The organism is Novosphingobium sp. ST904 (assembly GCF_001298105.1).
Classification (GTDB): domain Bacteria; phylum Pseudomonadota; class Alphaproteobacteria; order Sphingomonadales; family Sphingomonadaceae; genus Novosphingobium.
Genome location: NZ_LGJH01000166.1, coordinates 283,582 through 297,596 on the forward strand (window position 1 = coordinate 283,582; position 14,015 = coordinate 297,596).

8 protein-coding genes and 4 pseudogenes are annotated in these 14,015 nt (G+C 67.7%); 3 read left to right on the plus strand and 9 right to left on the minus strand.

Annotation, left to right across the window (positions count from 1 at the left end; genetic code table 11):
- Position 1: 1 nt before the first annotated feature.
- From arfB to pabB, 4 genes and pseudogenes are all read right to left on the minus strand, one after another.
- Positions 2 to 418 (minus strand): alternative ribosome rescue aminoacyl-tRNA hydrolase ArfB, encoded by a 417-nt coding sequence (gene arfB / locus ADT71_RS29405; RefSeq protein ID WP_054442216.1) that lies wholly within the window; start codon positions 416 to 418, stop codon positions 2 to 4.
- On the minus strand, positions 415 to 1,071 hold the full coding sequence (locus tag ADT71_RS29410) for an RluA family pseudouridine synthase (protein ID WP_054442217.1): 657 nt from the start codon (positions 1,069 to 1,071) through the stop codon (positions 415 to 417). The genes arfB and ADT71_RS29410 overlap by 4 nt, the downstream gene beginning before the upstream one ends.
- Position 1,072: 1 nt before the next feature.
- A pseudogene (locus ADT71_RS29415) lies at positions 1,073 to 2,253 on the minus strand (pyridoxal phosphate-dependent aminotransferase).
- A gap of 13 nt (positions 2,254 to 2,266) precedes the next feature.
- Positions 2,267 to 4,071 (minus strand): annotated as a pseudogene (gene pabB, locus ADT71_RS29420) (aminodeoxychorismate synthase component I).
- Positions 4,072 to 4,174: 103 nt separating this feature from the next.
- Here pabB and ADT71_RS29425 point away from each other — a divergent pair.
- The 3 genes from ADT71_RS29425 to ADT71_RS29430 are packed head-to-tail and all read left to right on the plus strand — an operon-like array spanning position 4,175 to position 8,461.
- Positions 4,175 to 5,773, plus strand: a complete 1,599-nt coding sequence (locus tag ADT71_RS29425; protein WP_054442218.1) for a helicase HerA-like domain-containing protein — start codon at positions 4,175 to 4,177, stop codon at positions 5,771 to 5,773.
- Positions 5,774 to 5,777: 4 nt separating this feature from the next.
- On the plus strand, positions 5,778 to 6,185 hold the full coding sequence (locus tag ADT71_RS34770; RefSeq protein ID WP_231636307.1) for a hypothetical protein: 408 nt from the start codon (positions 5,778 to 5,780) through the stop codon (positions 6,183 to 6,185).
- Complete coding sequence (locus tag ADT71_RS29430; protein WP_231636308.1) at positions 6,149 to 8,461, plus strand: M1 family metallopeptidase; 2,313 nt, start codon at positions 6,149 to 6,151, stop codon at positions 8,459 to 8,461. Before ADT71_RS34770 ends, ADT71_RS29430 begins: the two co-directional genes overlap by 37 nt.
- A gap of 20 nt (positions 8,462 to 8,481) precedes the next feature.
- On the opposite strand, the gene ADT71_RS29435 is transcribed toward ADT71_RS29430, so the two are convergent.
- From ADT71_RS29435 to ADT71_RS29455, 5 genes and pseudogenes are all read right to left on the minus strand, one after another.
- On the minus strand, positions 8,482 to 9,915 hold the full coding sequence (locus ADT71_RS29435; protein WP_231636309.1) for an ATP-binding protein: 1,434 nt from the start codon (positions 9,913 to 9,915) through the stop codon (positions 8,482 to 8,484).
- A gap of 28 nt (positions 9,916 to 9,943) precedes the next feature.
- Positions 9,944 to 10,677: pseudogene (locus ADT71_RS29440) on the minus strand (response regulator).
- 39 nt (positions 10,678 to 10,716) lie between these two features.
- Positions 10,717 to 11,484 carry an EF-hand domain-containing protein gene (locus ADT71_RS29445; RefSeq protein WP_054442220.1) on the minus strand — a complete coding sequence of 256 codons (768 nt, stop codon included), beginning with the start codon at positions 11,482 to 11,484 and terminating at the stop codon, positions 10,717 to 10,719.
- A 195-nt stretch (positions 11,485 to 11,679) separates the two neighbouring features.
- A pseudogene (locus ADT71_RS29450) lies at positions 11,680 to 12,081 on the minus strand (cupin).
- A 111-nt stretch (positions 12,082 to 12,192) separates the two neighbouring features.
- Positions 12,193 to 14,013, minus strand: coding sequence for an aminopeptidase P family protein (locus ADT71_RS29455; RefSeq protein WP_054442221.1), 1,821 nt, complete (start codon positions 14,011 to 14,013; stop codon positions 12,193 to 12,195).
- Positions 14,014 to 14,015: the final 2 nt, after the last annotated feature.

Genomic DNA, 14,015 nt, shown 5'->3' on the forward strand with positions numbered 1-14,015 from the left:
CTTAGTCGAAACTGATCCTGCCGCGCCCGGCCTTGACCGAGCCGCGCAGCTTCTTGCCTTTCAGCCGCTGCTCCTTGCCAACCCGGTTGAGACGGCTCTTGGCGCGCTTTTCCGGCAGTTTGTGAGCATCGCGCAGCATTTCCGCCAGTCGTTCGCGCGCATCGGCGCGGTTCGCTTCCTGCGTGCGGAAGCGGCGGGCGGTGAACATCAGTTCGCCGGCCGAGGTCATGCGGCTGCCAGCCAGTTCCCTCAGCCGTGCGAAGACCGGCGGAGGCAGCCGCAGCGCATAGACGTTGATCCGCAGCTGGACCGCCGTCGCCACCTTGTTGACGTTCTGCCCGCCCGGTCCGGTCGAGGCGATGAAGGCTTCGCTCGCCAGCGCCTGGGCGCGGCCGATGGTCTCCTCAACCTCGCTCATTCATCGCTGAAGCCGAACGCGGCGAAGTCTGCCGGGAGGGGCGCTACCGCCACGATCGGCTCCTTGTCACCACCGCGTGGGACCGTGATCCCGGCGGCGTGAAGCATGGTGCGCGGCGCGCCCTTGCTCGAACCATAGACCGGATCGCCAAGCAGCGGCACGCCGAGACCGGAAGCGGCATGGACGCGGATCTGGTGCGTGCGGCCGGTTTCAGGGCGGAATTCCACAAGGGTCATCCCGTTCTTCTCGTCCAGCTTGCGCCAGTGCGTGACGGCGGGCTTGCCCTTCTTGGCCGGGATCATGCGCCAGCCATCCTTGACGGTGCTGACCTTGGAAAGGTTGAGTGCGATAGTGCCTTCCTCGTCGGCGATGGTCCCGGCGACGATGCCGAGGTAGCGCTTCTCGACGACCTTTTCCTCGAAGGCGGCGGAGAACCGCTTCAGCGCCTTGGGGTTGCGGGCGAGCAGCAGGCAGCCCGAGGTGTCGCGGTCGAGCCGGTGGACCGGCGCAGGCGCGCGGTGGAAGCCGAGTTTCAGCTCGTCGAGCCGGTCTTCGAGGCTGCGGCCGCCCGCGCGGGGCGTGTCGAGCGGAAGGCCGCCCGGCTTGTCGATGACCAGCGCCTCGCCGTCCTCGAAGAGGATTTCCAGTTCCATGTTACGTCAATGCTTTCTCTATGCGCCGGAGCGCTTCTTCGAGCCGCGCGTCGTCTGCGGCGAAACTGATGCGGAAGCCGTCACGCCCGCCGAACGCCGAGGCCGGCACGAGTGCGACGCCTTGCTCCAGCAGGTGAAGGGTGAGTTTCACGTCGTCTCCGAAGCGCTCCATCAGCGGGGCGGCATCGATCATGCAATAGAACGCGCCCTCCGGAGTCGGCGTGGACAGTCCGGGAATCGCGTTGATCGCGGCCACCACCCTGTCCCTGCGGGCGCGGAAACGCTCGCGCCATTCGGCCAGGAAGTCCTGCGGGCCGGCAAAGGCGGCCACGGCGGCGGCCTGGCTGATAGAGCAGGGGTTTCCCGAGGAGTGCGACTGGAGCTTTTCCATCGCCTTTATCAACCACTGCGGGCCGGCGGCGACGCCGATGCGAAAACCCGTCATCGCGTGGCTTTTGGAAACGCCCGAGACGGTCAGGATGCGGTCCGCAAGATCGGGGCAGAGGTTCGCCAGCGTTGCATGCGGGCGGGCCTCTGTACCATCGAGCGTATAGTTGAGCGGCGCGTAGATATCGTCGGAAAGCACCATGACGCGCGGATGGCGGCGCAGCACTTCGCCGATGCCGCGAAGCATGTCTTCCGGATAGTAGGCGCCCGTCGGATTGCCGGGACTGTTGAGCAGAACCCACAGCGTGCGCGGGCCGATCTGCGCTTCGAGATCGGCGGGCGTGAAGCGGAAGTTGTCCTTCGCCAGGGTTGGCAGGGGCACGACCTTGCCGCCCGCGAAGCGCACGATCTCGGGATAGCTGACCCACCAGGGCGAAGGCACGATCACTTCGTCGCCTTCGCTCACCGTGGCCAGCATGGCGTGGAAGATCGCCTGCTTGCCGCCCGCGCTCACCGTCACTTGCGAGGCAGGAACCTCGATCCCGAGGTCGCGCGCGAAGTGCAGGGCAGCGGCCTGCTTGAGCTGCGAAGTGCCGCCGACTGCCGTGTATCTGGTCTGGCCATCGTCGAGCGCGGCCTTGGCGCCTCGATCACGTGGGGCGGGGTGGCGAAATCAGGCTCGCCCACCGAAAGCGAGATGATGTCGAGGCCGGATTCGCGCAGTTCGATGGCGCGGTCGGTCATCGCGGTCGTCCCCGAGGGGGCGATGCGGGAGAGGGCGGCGGAGCTATGCATCAGCAGGACAACATCACTTGAGGAGTTGGGCCGGGAGAAGCCCCCGCAGCGAATTGCCGATCATGAAGCCATCGGCGAGATCGTCCAGCGTGAGTGCCGCTTCCACCGCGCGTTCCTGCTCGATCAGCGAGCGGCGCAGCACGCCGGGCAGCAGCCCGAGCGCGAGGGGCGGGGTAAGCAGCATGCCGTCCCGTTCGACGAAGAGATTGGTGAACGTGCCCTCAGTCACGAGCCCGTCGTCCCGCAGGAACAGCGCTTCCCCTGCGCCTGCCGCCTTGGCTGCCGCGAGGCCGGCCTCGTAGAAGCCGCGGTCGCTGGTCTTGTGGCGCAGGCGCCAGTCGCCGCTGTCGACCGGCAGGCGCAGCACGCCCACGATCACCGGCCCGGCAAAGGCTGCGGGCAGTTCGGAAAGTTCGAGCGCGTAGGCGCGCTGCGCGAGGCGACGAGGCGCAGCTTCGAGGGGGCATCGGCATCGAAGCACAATGCCTGGATGGCATTGCGCACGGCGTGGCGGTCGAAGCTGAAGCCCAGCGTTTCGGCGCTGGCGCGAATCCGCTCGAGATGGAGTTCGAGCAGCGGAATGCCCTTTTCGGGCGTAAAGCACATCGTCTCGATCAGGTCGAAACTGGCGGGCGAGGATGCCCCTGCCGACTCTCTCACGAAACCCCCTTTGACCAGGCATTCCCGCCATTCGGGAAGCGCTTGTGAATCGGCGACCACGGCCGAGCCGACGCCCAGCACCGCGCGGCCGGTGCCGTTGTCGCCTGGCGTCAGGCGCAGAGTGCGGATTGCCACATTGAACGCGGCCTCGCCAGTAGGATCGATCCTGCCGATCGAGCCGCAATAAGGGCCGCGAGCATGGCGTTCCACTTCGGCAATCAGTTCCATGGCGCGGATCTTCGGCGCACCGGTGATCGAGCCGCAGGGGAAGAGCGCCCGCAGGATGTCCACCGCGCTCTTGCCTTGCGCCAGATCGGCCCGCACCGTCGAGACCATCTGGTGGACGGTGGGATAGCTTTCGATAGCGAAGGGATCCTCGACACGGACACTGCCTGCAGCGGCCACACGCGAGAGGTCGTTGCGCATCAGGTCGAGGATCATGAGATTCTCGGCGCGGTCCTTGGTGGAGCCTGCGAGTTCGGCGCGCAGGTCTTCGTCCTGTGCCGCATCCCTGCCGCGCGGGCGGGTGCCTTTCATGGGGCGGACCGTTACTTGCCCGCCTTCCAGCGTGAAGAACAGTTCGGGCGAGAAGCTCAGCAGCCAGTGCGAGCCGTCGTGAATCACTCCGCCGTACCCGGTCGCCGCCGAGGGGCGGATCGCGGCGTAGAGCGCCAGCGGGTCGCCGTGCCATGGCCCTGCCAGCGGGAAGGTGAGGTTGGCCTGGTAGATGTCGCCGGCTTCGATCGCGTCATGCAGGCGGGCGAAGGCCCGGGCGTAGGTCCCGCTGGATATCTGCGGTTCAAGCGGGCCGATGCCGCGCGGTCCGCCCGAGGCATGGCGGGCCAGCCAGCCGGGCATTTCGGCGGCCGCAACCGTCTCGTATCCCGCGAAGGCGCCGAACCACAGCAGCGGTCCCGCAGCGCCGATCCGTTCCGGCAGCAGCGCGGCCAGCTTCGGTTCCAGGGCGAGGCCGGCCTCGTAAGTCAGGTATCCGGCAAGATGCAGTCCGTTTGCCGCCAACTGCTCGATACGCTCCAGCGCGGGGGCGATTTCGTGCGGCTGGCGGGCCACGACGATTTCGGTCGCGGCCCGGTAAAACCGGGCATCGGCGGCGCCTTCGCGGCGCGCATCATCAAGGAGGACGAAAGCTTCGGACATGTTCGGAAATGGGCCTTTAGCGATGAACGGCGCTGCTGGCAAAATCCCTCTCGCCCTCGCACCGAGGCCGCTCTATCACGATGGCGGGTGCAAGGAGCGGTGAATGGACGAGATTTTCCTGGGACTCGGTGGGAATGGTGAACGGCAGGTCCTGCGGCTGGGCCGCGCCAACCGTCACGGGCTGATCGCGGGAGCCACCGGCACCGGCAAGACCGTCACGCTCCAGACTATTGCCGAGCAGTTTTCCGCCGCCGGCGTGCCGGTTTTCCTCGCGGACGTGAAAGGCGATCTCTCGGGCATTTCGATGCCGGGCAGCCCGCAGTTCAAGAATGCCGCCATCCTGGAAGGGCGGGCCAGGGAAATCGGCATAACCGACTATGCCTACTCCGATAATCCGGCGGTCTTCTGGGATATCTATGGCGAGCAGGGCCATCCCGTCCGCACCACGATATCGGAAATGGGGCCGTTGCTGCTCGCGCGGCTGATGGACCTCAACGATACGCAGGAGGGCGTTCTCAACATCGTCTTCCGCTATGCCGACGAGCAGGGGCTTCTGCTTCTCGATCTGCCCGATCTCCAGGCGATGCTTGCGCATGTCGCGGAAAATGCCGCTGCGCTTTCGGCCCGGTACGGCAATGTGACCAAGGCCAGTGTCGGTACTATCCAGCGGCAGGTCCTCGCGCTCGACAGTCAGGGTGCGGCGCGGTTCTTTGGCGAGCCGGCGCTGGAAATCGCCGATTTCATCCGCTGCGACGACAAGGGGCGCGGCTACATCAACGTGCTCGCGGCCGACAAGCTGATGCGCAGTCCGAAGCTTTACGCCACTTTCCTGCTCTGGCTGCTGTCCGAACTGTTCGAGGTGCTTCCCGAAGTCGGCGACCCCGACAAGCCCCGGCTGGTGTTCTTCTTCGACGAGGCTCACCTCCTGTTCGACGATGCTCCCAAGGCCTTACAGGACAAGGTGGAGCAGGTCGTCCGCCTCGTCCGTTCGAAGGGCGTGGGCGTCTACTTCGTCACCCAGAACCCGATCGACATTCCCGAGGATATCGCCGGTCAGCTCGGCAACCGCGTGCAGCACGCGCTGCGGGCCTTCACCCCGCGCGACAAGAAGGCGATCAAGGCGGCGGCGGATACGTTCCGCATCAATCCCGCGCTCGACGTGGAGGCGGCGATCACCGAATTGAAGGTCGGTGAGGCGCTGGTTTCCACGCTTGACGACGAAGGCGCGCCCACCGTTGTCCAGCGCACGCTGATCGCGCCGCCGCGTTCGCGGCTGGGTCCGATCGAGGCGAAGGAACGCGCGATCATCCAGTCCGTCAGCCCGTTCGATGGCAAGTACGATACCCCCGTGAACCGGGAAAGCGCCGAGGAAATCCTTGCCGCCAAGGCTGCCGATGCGGCCGCAACAGCGCAGGAAGTGGCGGAAAAGGGCAAGGAGGAAGTCGGCAAGCAGGAGCGCAAGAGCCCCAGCCTGTGGGACGGTCTGGGCGGAAAGGTGGCCAAGGCCGCTGCCGGCGCGGCGGCGGCGAGCGCCGGTTCGATTCTCGCGCAGTCGATGCAGGGCAGGAAAAGCCGTGCCGATCCCAAGGCTTCGGCCGCCAGCGCGGCGGCGGGAACGGTGGGGGATGCTCTTGGGAAAGTCATAGGTTTTCCGGGGCTTGGCCGGTTTGCGCGCAATCTCATCGGCGGCCTGATGCGCTGAGCTGATGCGGATATTCCGGGGCTCGATCCCGTTCGCGGCGCTGCTTGCAATGCCGGGTGCCGCCGCGGCGCAGGAGACGGGTGGCACCATGGCCGAGCCGGCTGCCGCAATCGTGGTGGAGGCGCAGAAACCCGACCTTCCGTTCGGCCGACTGGACGATTCGGCAAGGCCGCTGGCCTATCGGCTCGACCTCACCGTGGACCCGGCGAAGCCGCGATTTTCCGGTCGGACAGAGATCGACCTGAACCTGACCAGAAAGACACCTAGACTATACCTGCACGGCCGGGAGCTCGGCATGACCCGGGTCGAGGCCCATTTTGCCGGGCGGACCCTTGTCGGCCACTGGAGGCAGCTCGATGCAGAGGGTCTTGCGAGGTGCGCTTCGACGAAGACCTTCCCGCAGGTCCGTTGACCCTGGCCTTCGATTACACCGCAGCCTTCGGACAGGGACCGGCCGGTCTGTTCCGCGTGGAAGTGGAGGGCGCCTGGTATGCCTGGAGCCAGTTCCAGTCCATCGATGCCCGCGCCGCCTTTCCCGGTTTCGACCAGCCGGGATTCAAGACGCCTTTCGCGATCACGCTGCGCACGCCGCCCGGCCTCGCCGCGATCAGCAACGGGCCGGAGACCGGCACTCCCGCGCTCGAGAACGGGCTGGCGGTTCACCGCTTCGCTCCGGGGCCGCCGCTGCCGACTTACCTTGTCGCGGTGATGGTCGGGCCTTTCGCGATCCTGTCCGGCGAAGTGCCCCCCACGCCGGAACGGAGCGAGCCGCTGCCGCTGCGGATCGTCTCCACGCGCCAGAATGCCGGAAACCTTGCTTTCGCGATGGAGGGGAGCAAGCGCATCGTCACCCTGCTGGAGGACTATTTCGGAGAGCGTTTTCCCTTCCCCAAGCTCGACCAGGTGACCAGCCCGATCCTGCCCGGCGCCATGGAGAACCCCGGCGCCGACCTCTACCGCGACGATATCCTCGTCATGGACGAAAACGCGCCGGTGGAGCAGCAGCGCCAGTTCGGCATGATCGTGGCCCATGAACTGGGCCACCAGTGGTTCGGCGATCTCGTCACGCCGGACTGGTGGGACGATCTCTGGCTGAACGAGAGTTTCGCCAATTGGATCGGTTACCGGGTGGGCGATCGCTGGCGGCCGGACCTCGGGATCGCGGGCGACGCGCTGGGCACCGGCTATCAGGCGATGGATATCGACGGGCTATTGGCGGGCCGCCCGATCCGCCAGTCGATCGAGACCAGCGACCAGATCGATTCGGCATTCGATTCCATCACTTATGGCAAAGGCGGCCACGTCGTCGGCATGATTGCCGATTGGCTGGGCGAGGATCGCTTCCGGCAGGGTGTGCGCCGATACATCGCCGCGCACCGGCAAGGCACCGCCACCAGCGCGGACTTTTTCGCCGCCCTTGCCGAAGTGGCGGGCGATCCCCGGCTGGTGCCGGCGCTGCGCAGTTTCGTGGAGCAGCAGGGCGTGCCGCTCCTCGCCATGCGGCAGACCGGCGACCGGCTGGCCGTGACCCAGCTTCGCTACACGACCGCCGGGGTGGCGACGCCCGATGCCCGCTGGACCATCCCGCTGTGCTTCCGCCGCGGCCTTCAGCGCACCTGCACGATCATGGACCAGCGAAGCCAGATATTCACGGTTCCCGGCGAAGGCCCGGTGTTCCCCAACGCCGGCGGCAGCGGCTATTACCGTTTCGAACTGACGGCCCGGCACTGGAACGAACTCATCGCATCGGCAGATGGTCTTCCCGGCGGAGAGGCGCTGGCGCTGGTCGATTCGCTGGATGCCTCCATCCGCGCGGGGCGGGGCAATGTCGGCGAAATGGCGCAGCTCGCCCGCAAGCTCATCCACCACCAGGATCCGCACGCTGCCGACGCACCGGACAAGGCGCTGGCCCGCTACATGATGCAGGGCTTCGTCAGCCCGCAGGCGCGCCGCAGTTTCGGCCTGCTGCGCGAGCATCTTTACGCCCCGCTGCTCAAGGAGCTGGGCTTCGATCCCCGCTACGGCATCTATGCCCGCGAGGCTTCGGCACGCACCCAGCGGCGGGTCCAGGTGGTATCCGCCCTGCTCAACACCGGGCGCGGCGGCAGCCTGCGCGACCAGCTTTCCAATGCCATGGCCGCCTATCTCGCGGGAGACAGGACCGCGCTCGATCCGGCCTGGCTGGACCATGCGCTGGATCTCTACCTCTACAAGCGCGACAATCAGGCCGCTCGCGATCTGGTGGACCGTGCGCTGTCTTCCGAGGACCCGGTGTTTCGCCCCGCCGCGCTTGCCGCCGCCTCGCGCACCAGCGATCCCAAGCTGGCCGCCTGGCTTCTCGCGCTTGACGATCCGCGCCTGCGCGAAAGCGAGAAGCGCGACCTGCTCGACGGGGTGATGGCACGCAGCGCCACGCGCGAGATGGGCTACGACTGGGCTCTGGCCCATCTCGACGGGATGCTGGACAGCGGCGACGGCCAGTTCTTCGCCACCCGGCTGCCGCAAATGCTCGGCCGGTTCTGCTCGGTCGCCCGCGCCGAGCGCATCGCCCGCGATTTCAGGCTGCGCCTCGCCGGAACGCCCGGCGCTCTCGAGCTGGACCGTGCGATCGAGCGGGTGCGCAACTGCGGCTTGCTGGACGACATGCTGGGCGAGCAGATCGACGCCGGTTTCGCGAGGATGAAGTAACTGGCAGGCAGGGGCTTCCGCTAACCGACCGGGAGTTCCAGCCGCGCCGTCAGCCCCTCGATCGTGCCGTTTGCCGAGACCCGGTTCGACAGCTTGAGCGCGCCGCCGTGCTGGTCCGCGATCGCGCGGGCCAGGGCAAGGCCGAGGCCGGCGCCGCCGGTGGCGCTGTTGCGCGAAGGGTCGCCGCGGGTGAAGGGGTTCATCATCGCGTCGATGGAATCGCCGGGTATGCCCGGCCCATCGTCCTCGATGAGGATCACCGCCCGCGTCGTTCCATCGCGCCCGTCCTCGCGCGAGAGCGAGACGCGTGCGCGCTCGCCGTAGCGCAGGGCATTGCCGATCAGGTTGCGCAGGGCGCGCCGGATCCAGGTCGGGCGCAGTTCGAGCGCGACGCGTTCGGTATCGCCCACCTCCACCGGCTCGCCCATGTCCTCGTATTCCTCGATCACCGAGAACATCAGCGCCGAAAGTTCGGTGCGTTCCAGCGGGTCGCTGGGGCGGCCGACGCGGGCGAGGGACAGGATATCGTCCAGGGTATGGACGATGTCCTCGATGGTGGTGGCCATGCGGCCGCGTTCCACATCGTCGGTGACGGATTCGATGCGTACGCGCAGCGCGGCGAGCGGGGTCTTGAGATCGTGGCCGATGGCGCCGAGCATGACGTTCTTCTCGTCCAGCAGGGCGGCGATGCGCGATTCCATGGCGTTGTGCGCCACGATCAGGCGCTGCATGTCCTCGGGGCCGGAAGGAGCAAGCTGGCCGTCGACGTCCTGCGTGGCGGCGAAGCGTTCGAGGCGGCGGGTAAGGGCGGCCAGCGGGCGGGTGATGCGGCGCAGGATCAGCGCCACGGCGCCCATGATGACCACGTAGATGATGATCGTCTGGATCAGGATCGGCGTGATCAGCACGTTCTCGGCCCGCGGCGCACGCACGCGGGAGATGATCCAGTTGCCGCTGTCATCGGTGCGAACGCCGACCACCAGCAGGTTGGCGCGCATCAGGCCCTGCGTTTCCTCGCGCGAGAGGCCGTAGCCCGCCGCGCGTTCCAGCGCGTTCCGGCGGGCCACGCGGTCACGCCCGACATCGCGGTGGACGACGACGATCTCGCGGATCGGGAATTCCTGGTCGGCAAGGATGCGGGTTATGCCGGCCTCGGCCTCCTCGTCGCGGGTCTCGCCGGGGGCGACGGGCGAGCGCGTGCTGTATTCGAGGTGGTAGCCCTTGGGCGGCGGGCCGGAAAGCTGCACGCGCGGGCCGCCGTCATGGCGGCGCGATAGCGCACGGGGGCCGCGCGTTTCCATGACCAGCCTGAAGGCGGAGGCGTTGAGCATGCTCGCCTCGTACCCTTCGCGCTGGGCGCGGTAGACGAAGAACGCGCCGAGGCCCTGCACGAGCATCAGCGCGACCGCGATGGCAAGCAGCATCTGGCCCATCAGGCTGTGGGGACGAGGCATCTTCAGGCTCGACATGGGGGCGATCCGATCAGTCCGCTTCGAGCGGTACGCGCTGCACGTCGGTAGCGAGCATGTAGCCGCCGCCCCAGACCGTCTGGATCAGTTGCGGATTGCGCGAATCGACTTCGATCTTGCGGCGCAGGCGGCTGACCTGGTTATCCACCGCGCGTCGAACAGGTGCGCCTCGCGGCCCTGCACCATGTCCAGAAGGCGGTCGCGGTTCAGCACCTGGCGGGGGTGTTCGAGGAAGGCCATGAGCAGGCGGAACTCGACCGAGGAGATCGGCACGGTTGCGCCCTCGGCATCGGACAGGCGGCGCTTGAGCGGGTCCAGCAGCCACCCCTCGAAGGCGAAGGCCTCGTTCTCCGGTGCCTGCGCGGGTACGCGGGCGGCGCGGCGCAGGACCGAGCGGATGCGGGCCACCAGCTCGCGCGGTTCGAACGGTTTCACCACATAGTCGTCCGCGCCGATCTCAAGGCCGACGATCCGGTCGGTCGCCTCGCCGCGGGCGGTGAGGAAGATCACCGGAATGTCCTGCGCTTCCACGAGGTGGCGGCACAGCGAGAGGCCGTCCTCGCCGGGCATCATGATATCGAGCAGGACGAGGTCGGGCTTCTCGCCCTGCAGCTTGCTCCGGGCTTCGGCGGCGCTGGTGGCCGGCGTGACGGCAAACCCCTGGCGCGACAGATAGTCGGCCAGGGGCTCGCGGAGTGCAGCTTCGTCGTCGACCAGCAGGATGCGGGCGGGCGAGATGTCGTTCATTCCATTCCTTTTCCGGCCGTCGCTCGGGCGGGCTTCGATTTACTTCTTCGCGGGTGGCGGCGGCGCGTCAGGCGCGCCGCGTGCGTCCCGGCGGTCGTTCTTGCGGGCCTGCCACTCGCTGCGCATCCTGTCACGCGCGGCGCGGCGTTCCTCGGGGGTGATCTTGCCGTCCTTGTCGGTGTCCACCGCATCGAAGCGCTGGAGCGCGGCGGTGACGAATTCGGCGCGGGTGACGGCGCGGTCGCCATCGGCATCGGCCTTGCCCAGGCCCATCATCGGCCCCTTCATCCCGCCGCGCGGACCGCCGTGGCGGCCATGGCGTTCGGGGCGGCCATCCTTGCCGGGGCCATTCATGTCGGGGCCATTCATGTCGGGGCCATTCATGTCGGGGCCACCGGGAGGCGGCGGGGGCATGTCGCCCGGCCCTGCGCCATCGGGGCGATCGCCGCCGGGGCGGGGACCGCGATCGCCGTCCGGGCCGCGATCGGCCATGAACTCGGCTTTGGAGATCGAGCCGTCCCGGTTGGTGTCGAGCCGGTCGAACATGCCCTCGCGCCTCTGCTGGCGGCGGGCCTCGCGGTCGGCGCGGTCGAGCTTGCCGTCCTTGTTCACGTCGAGCCGGGCGAACATCGCCTCCGCGCGGGCCTGTGCCTCGGCGCGGGTTTCGATACGGTCACGCTCGGGGGCTGCCGGCGATGTCGCCGAAGGGGCCGCCGGCCTGGTCGTCGCATTCTGGGCGCCGGCCATTCCGCCAATCGCCAGGGCTGCGGCGGAGATGCCGATGGTGATCGTGCGGAAGCGATTCATGCTCGTGGCTCTCTTTCTCGAAAAACTGGCGAAAGCCGTGGGGCGGGGAAGGGAGGGGGAAGGAACGCCCCGCGGCTTTCTGATGCCCGGTCTAATCGCCGCTTGTCGCGCAGTTGTGCCGTCTTGCGGGTTTATTGTCGCCAATTGTCACAGGCTTGGCACCCCATTCAGCGCGAGGCAAGCCTTCCGGCAAACTCATCGCGGGCGATGCTGCGTTCCTGCACCGGCGGTAATGAACAGGGCGGTGGCCGGTCCATCGACATCGGCGGTGTGCCAGGCGCCGGGCGGGTTTATCGCATATTCGCCGGGGCCGATGGTCACGCTGCGGGCGCTGCCGTCCGCCAGTTCCTGATGCAGGGTCATGGCGCGGCGAGGCAGACCACGAGTTCGTCGCCCGCCGGGTGCATTTCCCAGCTGTCCCAGCTTTTCGGCGAAATCGTACATCGAGACGAGCCGGCCCTCGGCACCGTCCGGCGCGGTGCGTTCGGAATAGGCGGCGTACCATTCCATGCCGGTGAAGGCGGGCTGGGCACGGGCTGCCGCGCCGAGGCCGAGGTGGACCGGATGGGTCCTGAGATCGTGTACGGGTTCCGTCATGGGCAGATCCTCCCGGCAATCCTGTTGCCGGGAGGATGCTACGCCTGAGCCGCAAGGCTCACAATATCGGAAGCAGCCGCACCGCAACGGCTCCGTATCGATGCGGCGATATCAGAGCGGCAGGCACTGCTCTTCGAGCCAGACCTTCACTTCGCCGTCAAGCTGCGGGCCGATCACGTCGAGCACCCTGGCGTGATAGGCGTTCCACCAGGCCGTCTCGTCCGCCGAGAGCAGGGAGGTGTCCACCATGCGGCGGTCGATCGGCACCAGCGTCAGCGTTTCGAAGCCGAAGTATTCGCCGTCCGAACCGGCGAACCGGCGCGGTTCGACGAGGATCAGGTTCTCGATGCGGATGCCGTACTCGCCCGCCTTGTAGTAGCCCGGCTCGTCGCTGAGGATCATCCCCGCGAGCAGTTCCTGCGACGTGCCGGCCTGTCCGCCGGCCGGCTTGCCGATGCGCTGCGGGCCTTCATGGACGGAAAGGAAGCTGCCCACGCCGTGGCCGGTGCCGTGGGCGTAGTCGAGACCGACCTGCCACAGGAACTGGCGGGCAAGCGCATCGAGCTGGCCGCCGTTGGTGCCCTTGGGGAACACGGCGCGGTCGATGGCGATGGTGCCCTTGAGCACGCGCGTGAAGCGGTCCTTCACTTCGGCGAGGGGTTCGCCCGTGCCGATCCATACGGTGCGGGTGATGTCGGTGGTGCCGTAAGGGTACTGTCCGCCCGAATCGACGAGATAGACGCTTTCGGGAAGCAGGGTCAGGCTCGATTCCTCGGAGACGCGGTAGTGCGGGCTGGCCGCGTTCGGGCCGGCGCCCGAAATCGTGTCGAACGAGAGATCGCGCAAGTCGCCGCATTCGCGGCGGAAGGCGTGGAGGCGGTCGGACGCGCTCATCTCGGTCACTTCGCCCTTGGGGCCTTCGACCGACAGCCAGTGCAGGAAGCGGGTGACGGCTACGCCGTCGATCGCCTGCGCCTGCCGGTGGCCCTGCCGTTCGACCGGGTTCTTCACGGCCTTGGGCAGGATCGTGGGATCGCGTTCCTCGACGATCGTGGCGCCCGCGGCGCGCAGGGTCTCGAACACGGCGGCCACGGCATTGTCGGGATCGACCGCGACACGCTTGCCGGCCAGGGTGCCGAGGCCGGAAATGAAAGCGCCGCGCGGCTGGATGCGCACGGCATTGCCAAGGTGCTGGCGAAGCTGCGGCGTCACCTTCTCGTCGGCGATGTAGAGATCGGCGGTGCCGTCGGCATGGGCGAGGACGTAGGACAGCGCCACCGGGGTCCGCTCCACGTCGGTGCCGCGCAGGTTGAGCAGCCAGGCAATCGAATCCAGCGCCGAAATCACGGTGGCGTCGAGGCCGCGCGCGGTCAGCCATTCGGAGACGGCGGCGCGCTTGGCCTTGCTCGATTCGCCGGCGAGCCCATCGTCATGGACGAGCGCGGGGGCAGGCGAGGGTGCGGGCTGGTCTTCCCACACCGCGTCGATCGGGTTGCCGTCCACCGCGACAAGGGTGCCGCCGACAGCGGCGAGCGCGGCCTGCGCCGCTTCCACCCACTTCGATCCGTGCAGCCAGGCGTCGTAGCCGATCCTGGCGCCCTTGGGGGCATATTGCCCCAGCCAGCGCGCGGGGCTGGTCTGCGGCACGCTTTCATAGGCGTAGAACCGGCCGTCCACCTGATCGCGCACCTGAAGGGTGTAGCGACCGTCCACGAACATGGCGGCGGCGGGCGACAGCGCGGGATCGGTCAGCACCACGGCGCTGCCGGCCGAGCCGCCGAAGCCGGTGAGCCAGGCAAGGCGCTGCGCATAGGCGCCGACATATTCGCTCATGTGCTCATCCGAGATCGGAATCACGAAGCCATCGAGGCCGCGCGATTTCAGTTCTCCGCGCAGGGCATCGAGGCGCGCTTCATGGGTATTCATCAACATGG